Origin of the sequence: Microbacterium sp. GXS0129 (genome assembly GCF_044769785.1) — a bacterium.
Taxonomy (GTDB): Bacteria; Actinomycetota; Actinomycetes; order Actinomycetales; family Microbacteriaceae; genus Microbacterium; species Microbacterium nymphoidis.
In genome coordinates this window covers 101,684-117,908 of sequence record NZ_JBIZVZ010000006.1, presented here as the reverse complement: position 1 = coordinate 117,908, position 16,225 = coordinate 101,684, and the positions used below count along the sequence as shown (strand labels likewise).

The following is a 16,225-nucleotide window of genomic DNA, read 5'->3' as shown; positions in this document are numbered from 1 at the left end:
AATCTCGTCCCGCACACCGCGACGGATCGCGAGCTCCGTGAACGGCACACGTGTCAGACATGCGTGCTTGAGAGCCCGAGGCCGTCTCGTGTGGGCGACACGATCTGCGCGAAACGTCGTCTCGTGCGCTCACTCGCCGGCGGCGCAGCGTGCGCCTTGAGCCCGTGCGCGGCCCTCCGTTTCGCGGAGCGCTCACGCGCGGAGCCGGCATCGGCCGGTGCGTCAGAGTGCCGCGCCACGAGGTGGTCGGGCGCCACAGCGCAGAGTCACACTGCGGTGTGCGCTCAGGAAACGGCGAAAGGCGCGAGCGGCGGGCCGCGCCGGCGGACAGATCGCAGCAGGGGAGCCGGGCGCGGCACGATCCGGCGCGGAGCGGGGATCGGCGTGCGCACCGGACGTCGGGTGGCGATGGCACCGAGGAGCAGCCGCATGCGGCGCGCGGAGGCTGCGACGATCTCCCGCACCAGGGCGAGGCCGGATCGGACCGCGCTCTCGCCCCGGTGCAGGGCGGTGATGGTGAGAGCCGCCGCGACCGCGTGACCCATCCACATCGCGGCCGTGGTCGGCACGATGGTCGTCGTGGGCGAAGCGGCGGCCGCGCTCATGGCTGCAGTGAGCTCAGCGCCGTGCAGGTGGCCGACGATCAGCGGGTCGGCGCCCAGCACGAACAGCACGTGGAAGATCCCCTGGCTGATCAGCACCGCTACGCTCAGCCGGACGGCGGAGAGCCGCCGGCCCGCGAGCAGGATGCACACCGCCGCGGAAAGCAGAAGGGGCACGATCAGACCCGTCGCAGCGGGCATAGCGCCGCCGGCGGCCACGTGGGAGACGAGCGCGGTGAAGGTCGCGATGAACGCCGCGGACGAGCCGCGTGCGATCCGGGGAAGCGGCGACCGACGCATGACTCCAGTCAATCAGGTTCTGCGCCGGTTCGAGAACCGGTCATCCGCCGGTGAAGGTCAGCCAGAGCAGCATCACGTTCAGCACGATCAGCGCCGCCGCCACGAGGAGCCCCAGCGTACTGGTGATGACGTGGTTGCGCTGCGCACCCATCACGTCGCGGCGCGCGGTCAGGCGCACCAGCGGGATCACCGCGAACGGGATGCCGAAGGAGAGCACCACCTGGCTGAGCACCAGCGCAAAGGTGGGATCCACGTCGAGACCCAGCACGATGATCGCCGGGATCAGCGTGACCGCACGGCGCAGCAGCACCGGTACGTCCACCTTCAGCAGGCCGTGCATCACGTCGGCACCGGCGTACGCCCCGACCGATGTGGACGCGAGCCCCGAGGCGAGCAGTCCCACGGCGAACAGCGTGGCGATCACCGGTCCCATGGCCGAGCCGAGTGCCGCGTGCGCGCCCTCGATCGTGTCGGTACCCGCCACGCCGGGGAGGTGGGTCGCGGCGAGCAGCAGCATGCAGAGGTTGACGCTTCCCGCGGCGATCATCGCGATCGACACATCCCATCGCGTGGCCCGCAGCAGCCGTCCCACGGGCGGCCGGGTGCCGTCGTCGGCTCCGAACCGGTCCCGGACCAGAGCGGAGTGGGCGTAGATCGCGTGCGGCATGACCGTGGCCCCGAGAATCGACGCCGCCAGGAGGACGGAGCCGCTTCCCTCGAAACGCGGCACCAAGCCACCGAGAACGTCACCGGCGTCGGGTGGCGCGAGCAGCATTCCCGCGCTGAAGCCGATCGCGATGATCACCACCATCCCGATCATCACGCGCTGGAACGGACGGATGCCGCGCCGCGACGCCAGCATCAGCAGGCCGAGGGACACGACTCCCGTGATCAGCCCGCCCAGCACGAGCGGCACCCCGAATAGCAGGTGGAGGGCCACGGCGCCGCCGATCACCTCGGCGATGTCGGTGGCCATCACGACGAGCTCGGCCTGCAACCAGTAGACGATGCGCGCGGGCCGGTTCCGCATCCGTGCGCCGATGAGCTCGGCGAGGCTCTGACCCGTGACGATCCCGAGCTTCGCGGACAGGTACTGCACGAGCCACGCCATCAGGTTCGCCAGCACCACGACCCACACCAGCAGGAAGCCGTACTCGGCGCCGGCGGACATGTTGCTTGCGACGTTGCCGGGGTCCAGGTAGGCGATGCCGGCCACCAGTGCGGGGCCCAGCAGCCAGCCGGAGCGGGGGACTCGGGTGGGGGGAACGTCGAGAGTTTTCGGCATGCCGAAAACTCTACGCCAGATATTTAGGTACGCCGAAAAGTCCAGATGGCACCGACGTGTTTCATTGCGTGCGAAAGGTTCCTATTCGGCCCGCGATGGAGCCATTCGCGCGCAATGAAACGGTCTGGGGCCGACTACCGTTGAGGGGTGAGCGAGGAGACTGCCGAACAGAGCACGTACGGTGTGGGGCCCTGGACGGGGGAGTGGCCGACCGACCCCTGGTACGACCCGGAGCTCCTGCGCGAGGGCGACACCCGCAACGTGATCGACCGCTACCGGTACTGGAGCATGGCGGCCATCGTGGCGGACCTCGACACCCGCCGCCACCCGTTCCACGTGGCAATCGAGAACTGGCAGCACGACATGAACATCGGCTCCATCGTGCGCAGCGCCAACGCCTTCCTCGCCGACACGGTGCACATCATCGGTCGCCGTCGCTGGAACCGTCGGGGCGCGATGGTCACCGATCGCTACCAGCACGTCGTGCATCACGAAGACGTGGCCTCGTTCCTCAGCTGGGCGCGTGGCGAGAAACTCCCCGTGATCGCCGTGGACAACGTCGGCGACGCTCAGCCGGTGAATCACGCCGAACTGCCGGAGGCATGCGTCCTGCTGTTCGGGCAGGAAGGACCCGGCCTGTCGCCGGAGGCCCTGGCGGGCGCGGACGGATTCATCGAGATCACCCAGTACGGATCGACGCGATCCATCAACGCCAGCGCTGCCGCCGCCGTCGTGATGTACGAGTGGTGCCGACGCTACGCGGACTGAGTCCCTGACCTGGTGCGCGCAGACCGCGTCAGCGCGCGACGGACTGCATCGCCACGCCGGCTTCGGCGCTGGCGGACATCGCGACGGTGGTGGTTGTGCCGCCGACCACGTCGATGCTCAGCACGGCCGCGTCGGGGTCGAGATTGGGCGAGCACGTCAGCGACTCCGGCGCGGCGGCAGTGCCCGCCGAGGTGACGACGACGGTGACGGTGGCCGCGCCGAACCCGGTGCAGGCGATGTCGACCCGGGCGTCGTCGCCGCCGGTGACGTCGGCTTCTTCATCGTGCCCTGGCGCGAGCACCTCGTCCTTGCGCCAGAGCGGCGTCTCCGCGCCAAAGACCTGCGCGGACCAGTAGGACAGATCGATCTGATCCAGTGACGGCGGCGCCGTCGCCGTCATCACGGGATCCGGAGTCGGCACCCGCGTGCTCGTGGTCTGCGCGCTGTTGTCCGACTCCGCGGTCGCGGTGCATCCCACTATGCCGATCGCGGCGAGAGCGAGGGCTGCGAAGGCGAGGGTGCGGCGCATGCTGCCACGCTAACCCGCTGCGCCGCGCGAATGCCGCCGACCCGCCCCGAGGTCGCCGAGTGCCGGGGAAAGATGGAAAACGCACCTCCGAGCCGCGTGCGCGGTGCGTTTCTGATCTTTCATCGATCAGACCGGAGCGTTCATCCACTGCGTGCCGCGGATCCGCCAGCCCAGCGTGAGCAGTCGCGCGATCATGTACACGCCGAAGAAGCAGACCGACACCCACGCGAGCCCTGCGGCGTCCGCCGGACTCGTCACGCTGACCAGGACGAGGGCGGGCACCATGGGCACCAGGTTCAGAACCCCGGCCACGGCCAGATAGCGCGCGTCCCCCGCGCCGATGAGGATGCCGTCGAGGACGAACACGATCGCGCATATCGGCTGCGAGACGGCCAGCACGATGAGCGCGGGCTGGATCAGCGAGGCGAGGGCGGCGTCGCCCGTGAAGAGCAGGCCGATCACGCCCGAGAGCGCGCCGATGACGACGCCCACGATGACGCCGAACCACAGACCCCATCCGAGGAGGCGGCGAAGCACCGCCTGGGTCGCTCGCCGATCGCCCACGCCGAGTTGCTTGCCGACGAGCGCCTGTGCCGCGATGGCAAGGGCATCGAGGGCGAACGCCGCGGTGGAGAAGATCGTGAAGACCACCTGATAACCGGCAAGCTCCTCGGTGCCGATACCGGTGATCACGGCCACGGTTGCCAGAAGGGCGACACGCAGGCTCAGGCTCCGCAGGAACAGCCATCCCCCGGAGCGCGCCGATCCGCGGACGCCCTCACGCTGCGGGCGCCGGGAGGCGCCGTGCTGCTTGGCCAGCCGGGCAGCGATCAGCACATAGGCCACCACCATGGTCCACTGCGCCACCACGGTGCCGAAGGCCGAGCCGCCGATGCCCCAGCCGAAGCCGTAGATGAACAGGGCGTTCAGCAGGGCGTTCAGCGCGAACCCGCCGCCGGCGATCCACAGCGTGATGAGGGTGTTCTGCATGCCGCGCAGCAGGCCGGTGGCGGCGAAGACGATGAGCATCGCCGGAAGGCCCCACATCGAGATGCCCAGGTACTGCTCCGCCTGATGGGCCACCGCCTCGGTCGGGCCGAACAACTGAACCAGGAACGGGGTGGCGCCGTAGCCGATCAACGCGAGGATCGCACCCAGGCCGAGAGCCAGCCACATGCCGTCGATGCCGACCGAGACCGCCGAGCGCATGTCGCCGGATCCGAATCGGCGCGCCACCGCCGGGGTGGTGGAGTAGGCGAGGAACACCATGAGACCGACGATGGTCTGCAGCACGGCGGAGGCGATGCCGAGACCGGCGAGCGGAGTGGTGCCGAGGTGGCCGACGAGCGCGGAGTCGACGATGAGGAACATCGGCTCGGCGATGAGGGCGCCGAGCGCGGGCAGAGCCAGTCTCAGGATGTCGCGATTGAGGGTGTCTGCCACGAATCCACCCTATTCGGCACCGTGGGACTTCCGTCCCCGGGTGAGGATCCCGGCGTTACGGGGATTCTGGCCCCCGGAAGGAAGCGTCGCGGGTCACACGGGCCGCAGGGTCGCGGTCAGCGGGACGTGCGGGGAAGACGGATGCGGAACTCGGTGCCGACGCCCTCCTCGCTCGTCACGCTCATCTCGCCGCCGTGGGCCAGCACGATCGCGCGCGTGATCGTGAGCCCGAGCCCGACACCGGGAACCGCGTTGCGGGTGGCCGTGGAGGCGCGGAAGAACCGGGTGAACAGCTTCTTCTGCTCGTCGAGCGGGATGCCCATGCCGGTGTCGCGCACACGCACCACCGTGGCTTCGGCGTCGGAGTCGACCTCAACGGTCACCGACCCGCCCGCGCGCGTGAACTTCAGCGCGTTGGAGAGCAGATTGTCGACCGCCTGTCCGAGGCGCCCGGCGTCACCGGAGATGATCACCGGCTCGTCCGGCACGTCCGAGTGCAGCTCGATGCCGTCGCGCACGGCCTGCGGACCTGCGGACGCGACCGCGGAGCGGACCACGCTTCCCAGGTCGATGCTGGTGCGCTCGACGGGGAATCGCCCGGATTCCACCTGAGCGGTGAACAGCAGATCCCCGACCAGCTTGAGCAGCCGCTGCGCGTTGCGCTCGATCACCTCCACGAATCCGAGCTGCTCGTCGGTGAGCGGGCTTGCCGGGTCGGTCTGCAGGAGGTCCAGGAATCCGACGATCGAGCTCAACGGGGTGCGCAGCTCGTGCGAGATCATTCCGACGAACTCGTCCTTCATCCGCGCGATCTCGGCGGTGCGGGTCTCATCGCTGAGCACGAGGAGGTACCCGATGTGCCGGCCGGCTCCATCGCGACGCGGCGTGGCGGTGAGGCGGGCCGGGAACACCGAGCCGCTCGCGGTGATCGCGTCGATGTCGCCGTCAACCTCCGCACCCGCATCGACCATCGCGAACAGCGCCGTCACAGGAGACTCCGAGGCGATGCCCGTGAAACCCCCGAGCGACCCCGCCGGGAAGAACCGCTCGATGCTCACCCCGTCGAGCGCCTCCTCTTCGGTGTGGCCCAGCAGGCGGCGCGCGCCGGGGTTCCACGAGACCACGATTCCCTCGGGGTCGGTGGCGATCATCGCCTGGGCGGTGATGGATGCCCACAGGCTCTGGTAGGAGTCCAGGAGACCTCGATAGCGCTGCTCCGATTCGCGCAGCCGCAGCACGATCTCCTGGTTCTCCCGCAGGGCGCGGGTGCGCTCGGTGACCAGACGCTCCGATCGGCGCAGTTGCCGGCGCTGCTGGCGCGACAGCTCGTTGACGACTGCGGCGACGGCCGCGAAGACCAGGGGGGAGATCACACCGCGCAGCCAGTCCACCGTGTTGCTCGGCGGCGACGCGAAGTAGGGCATGAGGAGGGCGATGGAGGTGAGCACCGCGACGATGTAGACGTGACGACGCCCCGGAGTGGCAGCCAGCCACACGACGGGCAGGAGCACGAGCGATCCGAACAGGGACGTCGTCCCGCCAGTGCCGGCGCGGAACAGGCCGATGGCGAGGATGTCCACCATCGGGATCGCGAGCACCCACCACCCGTCGGACACGCTGCGCCGGCTGAGCACGGCGGCCCCCGCAGTGGCCACCGCCACGACGCCGACCCCGATCAGCGCCAGCAGCGCGTTGCTGAACTCGATTCCGGGGATCGACAGCACCAGCAGCAGCGCGACGAGGACCGCCCCGATGGTGGGGAGCTGCTTGACGAGCGGGTTCGGATCGTCGATCACGCCATACCAGCGCACGCGGGCGCGGTCGGAGCGGGTGCCGCTCACGGGTACATCCGCTGCATCATGTCGTGGAATTCCGATCCTCGCACCGGCTTCGGGAGCGCTGCGTCAGCCGCGGGGTAGTCGGCCTCGTCGAGCACCGAGCTGATGACCAGGCGGCAGTCGGGGTGACGTTCGCGCACGCGGAGCGCGCACTCCGCGCCGGAGATGCCCGGCAGCAGCAGATCGATGATCGCCAGCTGCGGGCAGATGTCATCCAGCGCGGCGATGGCCGCCTCCGCGTCCAAGGCGGCGAAGGTGTCGAAGCCCTCACGACCCAGGTAGCGCCGGAGCAGCTCCACCTGGTCCTCGCTGTCTTCGACCACGAGAGCAAGCGGTCGCGAGATCATCGCAGCAGCAGTTCGCGCAGGACGACCACGGCCGCCACGACGATCAGGGCGATGAGCGCCTGCGGAATCAGCAGCCGCTCGCGGCGGGCGTCACGGGCGATGTCCCGCGCGTCCCTCTCCGCGTCCCGGGGCGAGTGTGCGCTCATGAGGCGACCCTTCCGACCTTCTCGGTCTTGACCCACGACGCGTCTGCGCGCCGCCATTCCTTGATGTACGAATCGACGGTGATGGCGCACAGGAGCGAGCCGTAGCCGAACACGTACAGCATGAGGCCGGCGAGGAAGCGGCCACCGGGCAGCCGCTCGGCGAAGCGCGCCACCCACGCTCCCAGCATCGACACCGGTCCCCAGAGATAGAAGATCACGAGGAGGGTGATCTGGCCCTGATGGCCCAGCGTCACCCCGAACACCGTCTGCGCGACGAACTCGGGCAGGTTCGGGAAGAGCGCCGCGAGCATGAGAAGCACCGCGCCGATGCCCGGGAACAGGATCGCTTCTCGCCACGAGTGCCATCCGATCCGGGGGTCCAGCTGCACGGAGAAGACGATCAGATAGATGTAGACGCACGCCGTGAAGATCCACATGTAGCGAAACGCCGCCTCAGCGATGTCGCTGTGCAGCATCAGCAGCACGAGGAGGGCGGCGGATGCCAGCAGCATGAACGCCGGCAGCAGCAGGATGCTGAACCAGACCAGTCCGAATGAGAGGCTGCCGAGGCGGTGTTCGCGGCTGGGACGGAACCACAGACGCTTGTAGATCGAGGTGAGCTGCACGTTGCCGCGCGCCCAGCGCAGCCGTTGCTTCCACAGGGCATCGATCGTCCGCGGCTCCTCCGCGAGCACCACCGCGTGCGGTTCGAACACCATGCGCCGCCCGTGAAGCTGGCCTTCGAAGGTGGTCATGGTGTCCTCGGCGAGGGTGCCCGTGGGGATGCGTCCGCCGATCGCCTCGAGGTTGGCCCGTGAGTGCAGCTGAGCGCCTCCGGCGAGGCACGCGATGGCTCCCTGCACGTTCTGCGTGCGTCGTGCGGCCAGCTGGGAGATCACGTACTCGATCGCGATGAAGCGCGTCAGATAGTTGCGATCCGCGCTGCCCTCCGCGATGTAGGCGGTGACAGCGCCGACGCGCTCGTCCGCCAGGTGACGTGCCATCTTGCGCAGCGAGTCGTGCGCGAAGATCACGTCGGCGTCCATGATCAGCACGGCGTCGGCCCAGTCGTCCGCCAGGATCCGGCCGATCCCATGGTTCAGGGTGTGGGCCTTGCCTTCGCCGCCCACCTCGCGCCGCAGGTGCACCACGCGGCCGGGATGGCGTGCGGCGCGCTCGCGCACCACGGCCGGGGTGTCGTCCGTGGAGGCATCGTCCACGACGAAGATGCGTAGCAGGCCCTCCGGGTAGTCCAGGGTGAGGAGGCGGTCGATCGACGAGCCGATCACCAGCCCCTCGTTCCACGCCGGGATCACCACGGCGACCCGCGGGGTGTGCGGACGTGCTCTGCCGTAGTGGTTGCGCACCGCGTGCAGCGGGAGCAGCAGGAACTGGTAAGCCGAAGACAGCACCGGAATCGTGCCCAGGAACACGCACACCAGCAGCACCACGATGAGCGCGACGTCGAAACCGTTCACAGCGGGTCACCGAGCGCGTCGAGCAGGTCGCGGACTCGGGCGTACCGTCCCACGTCACCGGCGGTGTGGCTGTCGGTGGCCGCCACGAGCTCGACACCGGCGCGGCGTGCTGCCGCGAGGGCGGCCGGGGCAGGGCACGCCCACTTCTCGTTGACCTCGACGATGGTGCCCGTCGCCCGCGCGGCATCGGCCCAGGCGGTGAGGCGCTCCTCACCGACGGCGGACTCCTCGATGCCCAGCTTGGGAAGCAGCGAGAAGCAGTGCGCGAGCTGGTTGCCGGGGTGGCGCTGCATCACCGCGATGAGCGCACCCACGTAGTCGTCCAGCACATCGGCGATCGACCATCCCGCATCGATGCGCCGTCGCACTTCGGTCGGCCCGAGCGGACCCTCCGCGGCGGGGAACTGGTGGTCGGCGATCAGGATCCGCTCCACGCCATCGGGCAGTGGCGGGATGTCGAGCGTCCCGTCGCGATCGAGGATCTTCGCCTCGACGCCGGTGCGCACCTTCAGCCCGTCCGGAACGGCGAGGGCACGCATCGCCCGGACGTAGTCGGGAACCCACGTCGTGCTCCGGCGGACGTGATCGACGAGGCGGACTTCCCGGAGCCCTGCGGCGTGCGCGGCCGCGACGTTCTCCTCCGGCGTGGAGACGGCATCGTCGGAGAACGTGGAGTGCACGTGATGGTCGCCGCGCAGGATCTCGAGCATCAGTCGTCCTGGTGTCCGGCGTGGTCCGATTCCAGCAGCTCTGCGGGATCGAGGATCACGTCCTCCAGGAAGCGCACCGTGGCGAGCTCCCGGAACGGCAGGCGGTCCGGGAGGTCCACGCCGGTGAATAGATCCACCACGAGGGACGGGATGTCCACACCTGCGGCGATCGTGAGCGGCAGCGCTCCGGGGAAGCGGGGGTTGACTTCCAGCAGGACCGCTCGTCCGTCGCGGTCGCGTCGCAACTGCACGTTGGCGACACCCACCAGCCCGATGGCCTCGGCGATGCGCGCTGCGGCCTCCTCCAGCTCAGGGTCGTGCACGGTGCGACCGGCGATGGCCACGCCGGAGTCGACCCGTGTGCGGGTGCGCGGCACTGCAGCCACCACACGGCTGTCGTGATCGGCGATCACGTCCACCGAGTATTCGTCGCCGGGCAGGAAGTCCTGCACGATGAGGTCGGCGTCACCCGGCAGGGCTTCGAGGGCCGCGCGATCCGGGACCAGTCGGATGCCGCGGCTGCCGGCTCCCCGGCGCGGCTTGGCGAACACCGGGAAGGTCCAGTCCACCGCGAGGGCGTCCGGGCCGACGGGCTCGGTGCGCGGCACCAGCCCGGTGTGCTGGCAGCGACGCGCCAGGGCGAGCTTGTCCAGCGCGCAGGCGAGGGTGTCTGCCGTCGGTGCCGCCAGCACGGCGGGTGCGAGCTCGCCACGGCGATCCGCCAGCTCGATCAGCTCGACGTCGACGGTGGAGATCACCAGGTCGAGGTGGTCCTCGCGCACCAGTCGTGCCAGGGCGGGGACGAAGCCGGCGTCCGCGCCCGGAGGTACCAGACGCCGCTGCGGGGCGGGAACGAGGTAGATGCCGCTCGCCCAGCCGTCCATGTCGGCGGCGAAGACCGTGACATCCGTGCGCGTGAGCAGGGAACGGATGACGGCGACGCCGGCGGGGCCGCCGGCCCCTGTCACGAGTACGCGGATCGGCATCATGCCTCCTGTTCGGCGTACGCGTGCACGCGTACGAATTCGGCGGTCTCGCGGAGGATCTCCAGCGGCTCCACCGCGGAGCCGCCCCCGAAACGCGACCAGTACCGGGCCGTGGCCGTGACGAAGTCGGGCGCCAGATAGTCGCGGGACGCGGTCTGCGAGCCGAAGCACGCCAAGAGCTCGAGCTTGCGATCCAGGTAGTCCTCGATCCGCACGAAGCGGGTCGGGTGGAACTCGATCGTGGCCGAAGGGCTCTGATAGCAGGCGACGGTGCCGACGCGCCGCGTGGCGACGGTCGTCGCCTCGCTCACCGCACGGTGGTCCTGGTGACGATCATGGACGCTGTGGGTGTAGACGACCGTGGGCTGCACCTCGGCGACGACCTCTTCGATGAGACGGACGGTGGCCCCGCCGCCGGAGATCTCGGTGTCCACCAGATCCTTGAGGAACAGGCGCGCCCCGAGCAGCTCGGCGGCCGCCAGCGACTCGCCCTGTCTGCTGTCGGCATTGCCGCCGCGCGAGCCGCGAGACAGGGTGAGGATGGTGATCTCGTCCCCGGCAGCGGCGTGCGCGGCGAGGATCCCGCCCACGCCGATCTCCACGTCATCCGGGTGGGCGCCCACCGCCAGCACGGTCCCGCGGCGATGGCCACGGCGTGCACGACCCTCCTCGGCCAGGCGCTGGACGACCTCCACCAGGCGCGCATTGTCCAGCGGCTTGGTGAGGAACTCGTCGGCCTGGGCGCGCAGCGCCGAGACGGCGTACTCGACCGAGACGTGCGCGGTCATGACCACCACCGGGACGCCGGGCATGCGTCGGCGCAGTTCGGCCAGTAGCTCCAAGCCGCTGAGCCCGGGCATCTCGATGTCCGTGACGACCAGATCCGGGCGGAAGGCGCCCACCCGTGCCAGGGCGGATTCGCCGCTCGTGGCGACCTCGACCTCCGCGCCGGCGCGACGTTCGAGCAGGACTTTCACCAGAAGGGCGACGTCCGGGTCGTCGTCGACCACGAGGACGCGGGGCGCTGTCGGAGGCGCTTCGGGGGACATGACACTCCTTGAGGGGTGGGAGGTACGTCGATTCTGGCATGGGTATGCACGCGGCATACGGGCCCCGGCGTGGCGCGGGGGAACGGGGTCGATCCGGCCCGTGCCATCCCGAGACCGCCGCGACGCTGCATGGACGGCAACATCAATGTGACGCCGATATGACGCAATGGTGCTTCACAGCCGCGATGTCGGGCGCGGCACATATCCTTGTCGACATGACGGAAAACCTGCGCTCTGGACTGCTCACGGAAGACTTCTCCCCCACCATCCGGCCGCAGGATGACCTATACCGCTTCGTCAACGGAACCTGGCTCGATCGCACCGAGATCCCCGCCGACAAGGCTCGCTGGGGATCGTTCATGCTGCTGGCCGAGGCCGCGGAGAAGCATGTGCGCGAGATCGTCGAGGAGTCGCAGCAGGCCGAGCCCGGCACCACCGCACGCAAGATCGGCGACATCTATGCCTCCTTCATGGACGAGGCCACGATCGAGGCCGCCGGCAGCGCGCCCGTGCAGGCGCAGTTCGCCCGCGTCGAGGCGGTCACCGACGTCTCATCGCTGCTGAACCTGCTGGGCACGCTGGATCGCGAAGGGATCGCCTCCCTGCTCGGTCTGTTCGTCGAGCCCGACCCGGGAAATCCCGAGCGTTACGTTCCGTTCCTGGTCCAGTCGGGCATCTCGCTGCCGGATGAGAGCTACTACCGGCTGGAGAACTTCGCCGACGTCCGCGACCAGTTCCGCGCTCACGTCGCGGCCATGCTGCGCCTCGCGGACGTTTCGGACGCCGACGAGCAGGCCGAGCGGGTGTTCGCGCTGGAGACCGAGATCGCCTCGCACCACTGGGACAACGTCCGCAGCCGCGACGCGGTGGCCACGTACAACCTCCGCACCTGGGACGAGCTGCAGCAGGCCGCGGGTGTCGATCTGACTCCCTGGCGCGATGCCGTCGCGGTGGCGCAGCCCGACGCCTTCGCCGAGGTCGTGCTCTACCAGCCGAGCTTCGCCGAGTCGCTGGGCTCGCTCCTGGTGGCCGAGCGACTGGACGACTGGCGGGCGTGGCTGCGCTGGCGCCTGGTGCACGCGGCAGCCCCGTACCTGGGCAGCGCGTTCGTCGAGGAGAACTTCGCCTTCTACGGCACCGCCCTCACCGGTGTCCCCGAGATCCGCGCTCGCTGGAAGCGGGGCGTCTCGCTCGCGGAGGGCGCTCTGGGAGACGCCATCGGCAAGGTCTACGTGGAGCGTCACTTCCCGCCGGCGGCGAAGGCCGAGATGGACACGCTGGTGGCCAACCTCATCGAGGCCTACCGCCAGAGCATCGAGACGCTGGACTGGATGGGGCCGGAGACGCGTGCGAAGGCGCTCGACAAGCTGTCGAAGTTCACCCCGAAGATCGGCTACCCCGACGTCTGGCGTGAATACGACGAACTGGAGATCGCGGCCGACGACCTGCTGGGCAACGTGCTCCGCTCCAACCAGTTCGAGCACGACCGTCAGGTGCGTCGCGTGGGACAGCCCATCGACCGCGACGAGTGGCTGATGACGCCGCAGACGGTCAACGCGTACTACAACCCGCTGATGAACGAGATCGTCTTCCCGGCGGCTATCCTGCAGTTCCCGTTCTTCGAGCTGGATCGCGATGCTGCGGCGAACTACGGCGGCATCGGCGCGGTGATTGGGCACGAGATCGGCCACGGCTTCGATGACCAGGGCAGCCGTTTCGACGGCGACGGCAAGCTCGAGGACTGGTGGACCGATGCCGATCGTGCGGCGTTCGAGGAGCGCACGGCGTCCCTCATCGCGCAGTACGACCAGCTCACCCCGCTGGGTCTCGGCGAGGAGCACCACGTCAATGGCGCCCTCACCATCGGTGAGAACATCGGCGACCTCGGTGGTCTCGGCATCGCGCTGCGCGCGTATGAGCTCTCGCTCGAGGGCGCGCAGGCGCCGGTGATCGACGGCTACACGGGCGTGCAGCGCCTGCTGCTGTCGTGGGGTCAGGTGTGGCAGCTGAAGATCCGCGACGCTGAGGCGGTCCGCCTCCTGACGGTCGACCCGCACTCGCCCAACGAGTTCCGCTGCAACCAGATCCTCCGCAACGTCGATGCGTTCTACGACGCGTTCGAGGTCACCGAGAAGGACGCCCTCTTCCTGCCGGCCGACGAGCGTGTCACGATCTGGTGACCGTTCGGCCCTGAGCCGGACGAGGAGGCAGCAGCGGATGATCGAGGCCGCGGGTTCGGACGACGCGGGCGGAGTGCGCCCCACCCGCCGTTCCAGCCGCGCCTCGCAGCCTGCGCCGGTGTCGCGTCGTCGTGGTGGCCCCACGAAGCGCTCGTTCGATGCCACCCTCGCGGCGCTCAGCGATCTGGCACGTGCGGGCGCCCGGGTGTCGGCGCACGTGCGCGACCTCGACAACGACATGGTCGTCTTCGCCGGCGACGACTTCGTCTCGCTGCCGGTGGCGGACGTCGGCTCGGTGGCCATCCTCGTGGAGGTTGCCGCCGCGTTCCGCGATGGCCGGCTGGATCCCGCGGCCACCGTGGAGCGCTCCGCGCTGAGTGGCTCGGTCTCTCGCGGCCTGTGGGCGCACCTGCGCGCCTCAACGCTGTCGCTGTCCGACCTCGCCGTGTTGTCTGCAGCCGTGGGCGATCAGGCGGCGACGAACGCGCTGCTCGCGCAGGTGGGGCTGCCCGCCGTCAGCTCCCGTCTGGAAGCACTCGGTCTCGCCCACCTCGCGGTGCTCGACGAACACCGGGACACCCGTGGCCCGGATGACGCCCCGCAGTTCGCCCTCGGCACCACGCGCGAACTCGCCGAGCTGATGACTCTCATCGTCAACGGGGCCGCGGTGGATGCTGCCGTCAGCGCCCAGGTGGGGGAGTGGCTGAATCTGGCCACCGACCTCAGCATGGTGGGGGCGGCGACGGGACTCGATCCCTACGATCACGAGGATGACAAGCACCGGCTGCTGTTCGTCAACAAGACCGGCCGGGCGGACGGCGTCCGCAGCGAGGCGGGCGTGCTCGCGGGTCCGCGGGCAGGGGTGGCGTACGCGGTGACGGCGGCCTTCGACGATCTGTCGTCGGCGCACCGCCTGCAGGTGGCGGAGGCGCTGCGGATCCTCGGACTCGAGCTCATGGAGTACGTGCACTAGCTCTGACGACCGTTGCACCTACGATGTGCACATGATCCCCGAAGACTGGACCGAGCACCGCCGTGCCGAAGATCGCGAGCTGCTCGGCTGGATCCGCCCCGAGGGAGATGCCTGGGTGGCCGTGAACCTGCTCGGCCGCGAGGTGCCCGGGGTGGTCGACTGGCTGGACGCCGAGGCTTCGCTGGACTCCATCGGCCTCAGCTGGCTCGCCGACAAGTGGGTGCTCGATCGCGAGGACGGCGGTGCCTGGGCGGTGCGGCTGGTGGAGGTGACCCCCGAACGCGTCGTCGTCAAGACCGACGACTTCGGTGCCATCGACGTGCCGGTCCAGCTGATCGAGCTGGAATGGCCCGCACCCCGGACGCTGCGCCACCCGGAGCCCGGCGAGCAGCCGGTCAGCCCCTGGGGGTGAGTGTCAGCGCGCCGGTGCCGCCGTGGAGGAGCGGATGATGAGCGTGGGTTCCGTGACGTCGAAATCCTCGGCGTCCGGATCGCGGCCCTCGATCTGCGCGATCACCCGCAGCCCGGCGTCGCGGCCGACGGAACGGAACGGCTGGCGCACGGTCGTGAGAGCGGGCGAGGCGTAGGCGGCGAGATCGATGTCGTCGACGCTGACCACGGAGACGTCGTCGGGCACCATCCGGCCGGCCTCGTGGAGTGCGCGGATCACGCCGAAGGCCATCTCGTCGCTGGCGACGAAGACGGCCGTGGCGTCGGGGATGCCCGCCAGCACCTGTCCGGCGCGGTACCCCGACTCCGGTGTCCAGTCGCCGGGGATCACCGGCGGCGGTGTGATGTCGCGCTCCCGGAGCACGCGCGTCCAGCCGTCGCGGCGCTTGTGCGTCTCCGCCCACCCCTCGTCGCCGCTGATGTGCCAGACGTTGCCATGGCCGAGCTCCAGCAGATGCTCGGTGGCCAGGCGCGCGATGAGCTCCTGATCGACCACGCCCGCACGCCGGTCGCCGCGCTCGGTGGGAGTGCGCGCCAGACGCTGCTGCATGGCCTCGTCCTCGAACTCGAACGGCGCCACCAGGATGATGCCCTCGGCCCCCTGGCGTTCGAGCCGGTCGAAGGCGTCGGTGAAGTCGGAGACGGGGGCGTGCTTGGCGACGGCCGTGGTGGTCACGGTGTAGCCGCGGTCGGTGGCGACGTCTTCGATGCCGGCGCTGATGACGGCGGACGAGTACTGCACGTTGGAGACCACGATCACCCCGAGCATGCGCGTCCGGCCGGTGGCGAGGGCAGCCGCGGCTCCGTGCACGCGGTACCCGAGCTCATCCACGGCGGCCAGCACGCGCTGCGCCGTTTCCGGTCTCACCGTGTCCTGACCGGACATCACGCGTGACACCGTCTGCGCCGACACCCCGGCACGGCGGGCGACGTCCACCTGGTTGGGGGCGCGGTCGGGCGACGGTCTTCGCGGCATGCCCCCATGGTAGGCCTCGCGCGGGTTGCGCATGCGGGGCTGTGCGCGATAATGAGAGCGCAAACATTGTTGTTTCGACATCCGGATCGCCGGCGGGCGCGCAGTCACCCCATCGCGGCACGCCGCCACACGCGTCACACACCACCCCCCACAGAATGGAAGACG

At 69.7% G+C, this 16,225-nt stretch carries 16 protein-coding genes; 4 read left to right on the top strand and 12 right to left on the bottom strand.

Annotated features, from left to right (window positions below; all coding sequences use genetic code 11):
• Window positions 1–284: 284 nt before the first annotated feature.
• Together ACIQJ5_RS16455 and ACIQJ5_RS16450 are read right to left on the bottom strand one after the other, a co-directional pair.
• Window positions 285–902: a hypothetical protein gene (locus tag ACIQJ5_RS16455; RefSeq protein ID WP_402845417.1), complete on the bottom strand. Its 618-nt coding sequence runs from the start codon at window positions 900–902 to the stop codon at window positions 285–287.
• Between the two features lie 40 nt (window positions 903–942).
• Window positions 943–2,187, bottom strand: a complete 1,245-nt coding sequence (locus tag ACIQJ5_RS16450) for an Nramp family divalent metal transporter (RefSeq protein WP_402845415.1) — start codon at window positions 2,185–2,187, stop codon at window positions 943–945.
• A gap of 147 nt (window positions 2,188–2,334) precedes the next feature.
• Between ACIQJ5_RS16450 and ACIQJ5_RS16445 the strand changes: the two genes are divergently transcribed.
• Entirely contained in the window at window positions 2,335–2,955 is a 621-nt protein-coding gene (locus tag ACIQJ5_RS16445; protein ID WP_402845413.1) for a TrmH family RNA methyltransferase, read from the top strand.
• Window positions 2,956–2,983: 28 nt separating this feature from the next.
• Here the strand turns inward: ACIQJ5_RS16445 and ACIQJ5_RS16440 are convergent, their stop codons facing one another.
• The 9 genes from ACIQJ5_RS16440 to ACIQJ5_RS16400 all read right to left on the bottom strand — a co-directional run bounded on the left by ACIQJ5_RS16440 (window position 2,984) and on the right by ACIQJ5_RS16400 (window position 11,481).
• The gene (locus ACIQJ5_RS16440) at window positions 2,984–3,484 is read right to left on the bottom strand and encodes a hypothetical protein (RefSeq protein ID WP_402845411.1); all 501 of its coding nucleotides are present in this window, start codon (window positions 3,482–3,484) and stop codon (window positions 2,984–2,986) included.
• A gap of 126 nt (window positions 3,485–3,610) precedes the next feature.
• The gene (locus tag ACIQJ5_RS16435) at window positions 3,611–4,927 is read right to left on the bottom strand and encodes an MATE family efflux transporter (RefSeq protein ID WP_231092464.1); all 1,317 of its coding nucleotides are present in this window, start codon (window positions 4,925–4,927) and stop codon (window positions 3,611–3,613) included.
• 116 nt (window positions 4,928–5,043) lie between these two features.
• The gene (locus tag ACIQJ5_RS16430; RefSeq protein WP_231092463.1) at window positions 5,044–6,768 is read right to left on the bottom strand and encodes a cell wall metabolism sensor histidine kinase WalK; all 1,725 of its coding nucleotides are present in this window, start codon (window positions 6,766–6,768) and stop codon (window positions 5,044–5,046) included.
• Entirely contained in the window at window positions 6,765–7,112 is a 348-nt protein-coding gene (locus ACIQJ5_RS16425) for a response regulator (RefSeq protein ID WP_231092462.1), read from the bottom strand. Before ACIQJ5_RS16425 ends, ACIQJ5_RS16430 begins: the two co-directional genes overlap by 4 nt.
• Window positions 7,109–7,258, bottom strand: coding sequence for a hypothetical protein (locus ACIQJ5_RS16420; protein WP_231092461.1), 150 nt, complete (start codon window positions 7,256–7,258; stop codon window positions 7,109–7,111). Before ACIQJ5_RS16420 ends, ACIQJ5_RS16425 begins: the two co-directional genes overlap by 4 nt.
• The gene (locus ACIQJ5_RS16415) at window positions 7,255–8,736 is read right to left on the bottom strand and encodes a glycosyltransferase (protein ID WP_402845408.1); all 1,482 of its coding nucleotides are present in this window, start codon (window positions 8,734–8,736) and stop codon (window positions 7,255–7,257) included. The genes ACIQJ5_RS16420 and ACIQJ5_RS16415 overlap by 4 nt, the downstream gene beginning before the upstream one ends.
• Complete coding sequence (locus ACIQJ5_RS16410) at window positions 8,733–9,446, bottom strand: PHP domain-containing protein (protein WP_402845406.1); 714 nt, start codon at window positions 9,444–9,446, stop codon at window positions 8,733–8,735. Before ACIQJ5_RS16410 ends, ACIQJ5_RS16415 begins: the two co-directional genes overlap by 4 nt.
• On the bottom strand, window positions 9,446–10,432 hold the full coding sequence (locus ACIQJ5_RS16405; protein WP_402845488.1) for an ATP-grasp domain-containing protein: 987 nt from the start codon (window positions 10,430–10,432) through the stop codon (window positions 9,446–9,448). Before ACIQJ5_RS16405 ends, ACIQJ5_RS16410 begins: the two co-directional genes overlap by 1 nt.
• Window positions 10,432–11,481, bottom strand: coding sequence for a response regulator (locus ACIQJ5_RS16400; RefSeq protein ID WP_402845404.1), 1,050 nt, complete (start codon window positions 11,479–11,481; stop codon window positions 10,432–10,434). The genes ACIQJ5_RS16405 and ACIQJ5_RS16400 overlap by 1 nt, the downstream gene beginning before the upstream one ends.
• Before the next feature lie 215 nt (window positions 11,482–11,696).
• Between ACIQJ5_RS16400 and ACIQJ5_RS16395 the strand changes: the two genes are divergently transcribed.
• From ACIQJ5_RS16395 to ACIQJ5_RS16385, 3 genes are read left to right on the top strand one after another with little or no spacing between them, the layout of a single operon-like run.
• Window positions 11,697–13,661, top strand: coding sequence for a M13 family metallopeptidase (locus tag ACIQJ5_RS16395; RefSeq protein WP_402845402.1), 1,965 nt, complete (start codon window positions 11,697–11,699; stop codon window positions 13,659–13,661).
• 37 nt (window positions 13,662–13,698) lie between these two features.
• On the top strand, window positions 13,699–14,634 hold the full coding sequence (locus tag ACIQJ5_RS16390) for a serine hydrolase (RefSeq protein WP_231092455.1): 936 nt from the start codon (window positions 13,699–13,701) through the stop codon (window positions 14,632–14,634).
• Window positions 14,635–14,665: 31 nt separating this feature from the next.
• On the top strand, window positions 14,666–15,046 hold the full coding sequence (locus ACIQJ5_RS16385; protein ID WP_402845400.1) for a hypothetical protein: 381 nt from the start codon (window positions 14,666–14,668) through the stop codon (window positions 15,044–15,046).
• Window positions 15,047–15,049: 3 nt separating this feature from the next.
• On the opposite strand, the gene ACIQJ5_RS16380 is transcribed toward ACIQJ5_RS16385, so the two are convergent.
• Window positions 15,050–16,060, bottom strand: a complete 1,011-nt coding sequence (locus ACIQJ5_RS16380) for a LacI family DNA-binding transcriptional regulator (protein ID WP_402845399.1) — start codon at window positions 16,058–16,060, stop codon at window positions 15,050–15,052.
• Between the last annotated feature and the right edge of the window lie 165 nt (window positions 16,061–16,225).

What these genes read in the sequence shown, in the direction of transcription:
- ACIQJ5_RS16380 (WP_402845399.1), bottom strand. Translation starts at nt 16,060, where the DNA reads ATGCCGCGAAGACCGTCGCCCGACCGCGCCCCCAACCAGGTGGACGTC.
- ACIQJ5_RS16450 (WP_402845415.1), bottom strand. Translation starts at nt 2,187, where the DNA reads ATGCCGAAAACTCTCGACGTTCCCCCCACCCGAGTCCCCCGCTCCGGC.
- ACIQJ5_RS16425 (WP_231092462.1), bottom strand. Translation starts at nt 7,112, where the DNA reads ATGATCTCGCGACCGCTTGCTCTCGTGGTCGAAGACAGCGAGGACCAG.
- ACIQJ5_RS16400 (WP_402845404.1), bottom strand. Translation starts at nt 11,481, where the DNA reads ATGTCCCCCGAAGCGCCTCCGACAGCGCCCCGCGTCCTCGTGGTCGAC.
- ACIQJ5_RS16395 (WP_402845402.1), top strand. Translation starts at nt 11,697, where the DNA reads ATGACGGAAAACCTGCGCTCTGGACTGCTCACGGAAGACTTCTCCCCC.
- ACIQJ5_RS16385 (WP_402845400.1), top strand. Translation starts at nt 14,666, where the DNA reads ATGATCCCCGAAGACTGGACCGAGCACCGCCGTGCCGAAGATCGCGAG.
- ACIQJ5_RS16405 (WP_402845488.1), bottom strand. Translation starts at nt 10,432, where the DNA reads ATGCCGATCCGCGTACTCGTGACAGGGGCCGGCGGCCCCGCCGGCGTC.
- ACIQJ5_RS16455 (WP_402845417.1), bottom strand. Translation starts at nt 902, where the DNA reads ATGCGTCGGTCGCCGCTTCCCCGGATCGCACGCGGCTCGTCCGCGGCG.
- ACIQJ5_RS16420 (WP_231092461.1), bottom strand. Translation starts at nt 7,258, where the DNA reads ATGAGCGCACACTCGCCCCGGGACGCGGAGAGGGACGCGCGGGACATC.
- ACIQJ5_RS16410 (WP_402845406.1), bottom strand. Translation starts at nt 9,446, where the DNA reads ATGCTCGAGATCCTGCGCGGCGACCATCACGTGCACTCCACGTTCTCC.
- ACIQJ5_RS16440 (WP_402845411.1), bottom strand. Translation starts at nt 3,484, where the DNA reads ATGCGCCGCACCCTCGCCTTCGCAGCCCTCGCTCTCGCCGCGATCGGC.
- ACIQJ5_RS16390 (WP_231092455.1), top strand. Translation starts at nt 13,699, where the DNA reads ATGATCGAGGCCGCGGGTTCGGACGACGCGGGCGGAGTGCGCCCCACC.